Annotated in this window: 1 protein-coding gene; it reads left to right on the forward strand. The window is 42.5% G+C overall.

What is annotated here, in order from left to right; genetic code table 11:
• The first annotated feature begins 50 nt into the window (after positions 1-50).
• Positions 51-1,189, forward strand: a protein-coding gene (locus tag KN811_RS21750) for an IS3 family transposase (protein ID WP_247716589.1) whose coding sequence is annotated in 2 segments (ribosomal slippage) — positions 51-312 and positions 312-1,189 — 1,140 coding nt in all. Because the reading frame shifts where the segments join, the coding sequence is not laid out codon by codon here.
• Positions 1,190-1,201 lie beyond the last annotated feature (12 nt).

Genomic DNA, 1,201 nt, shown 5'->3' on the forward strand with positions numbered 1-1,201 from the left:
GAACTGTTTAAAATTATAAAAATGATTAATTTTAAACCTCAGTTCAAAAAATGAAAAAGAGTAAATTTTCACCCCAGCAAATCGCCAGGATTTTAAAAGAGTTTGACAACGGCAAATCAGCCGTTGAGATCAGTCGTGAATATGGCGTAAGTACAGCTGCATTCTATAAGTGGCGGGAACGTTATTCCGGCATGAGTGGCAAAGAACTTAAACGACTCAAAGAATTAGAAGAAGAAAACCAGCGTCTTAAACAGATGTATGCTTCTTTGGCCTTAGATCATCAAATGGCCAAGGAGATCATCGAAAAAAAGCTTTAAAGCCCTGCCGTAAACGTGCTATCAGCCAGGAGTTAGCTCATTACGGTATCAGCAGGGCGTGCCGTGTCCTTAATATGAGCAAAAGTGTGTTTTACTACAAACCGCTTCCTAAGAATGATCAAGCCATAGAAGAAGCTTTGCAGCAAAACGTAGCGCGACATTCCGAAGAAGGTTTTTGGTTGAGCTATCACCGTCTTAGACGGGAAGGAAAACCATGGAACCACAAACGAGTATACCGGGTGTACAAGAATCTTGGGTTGCCTCTAAGGCGCAAGGTAAAGAAACGCCTGCCTGCACGGGTAAAAGAACCTTTGGAGGTACCACAGACCCTTAACCATACCTGGAGCATGGATTTTGTACATGATGTATTGGAGAACAAGCGTAAATCCAGGGCCTTTACCATTGTTGATGACTTTAACCGTGAAGCCCTGCATGTAGAGATTGATTATTCGCTTTCCAGTAAGCGGGTGGTGTACGTACTGAATCATTTGGTCAACCGCCGAGAAAAGCCTGAAAGGATCCGCATGGATAATGGTCCGGAATTTATTGCTAAAATAACAGCAGAATGGGCGGCGATGCATCAAATCGAGTTTAAGCATATACAACCGGGCAAACCCACTCAGAATGCCTATATCGAACGTTTCAATGGAACATATCGAAGGGGTGTCTTAAACAAATATATATTTGATAACCTCGACCAGGTAAGAGAACATACACACATCTGGATGGACGACTATAACCATCACAGACCACACCATGCCCTTGGGTATGTGCCTCCGGTTGAGTACGCAAAGAAAAATCTCAGCAAGGCTAGCCTTGCTGAGATGAATCAAAAAGATGATAAAATTGTACTAACTAACAGTTCTAATTAGGGGAAGCTTACA

Source organism: Sinomicrobium weinanense (genome assembly GCF_018863395.1).
In the GTDB taxonomy this organism is placed as follows: Bacteria; Bacteroidota; Bacteroidia; order Flavobacteriales; family Flavobacteriaceae; genus Sinomicrobium; species Sinomicrobium weinanense.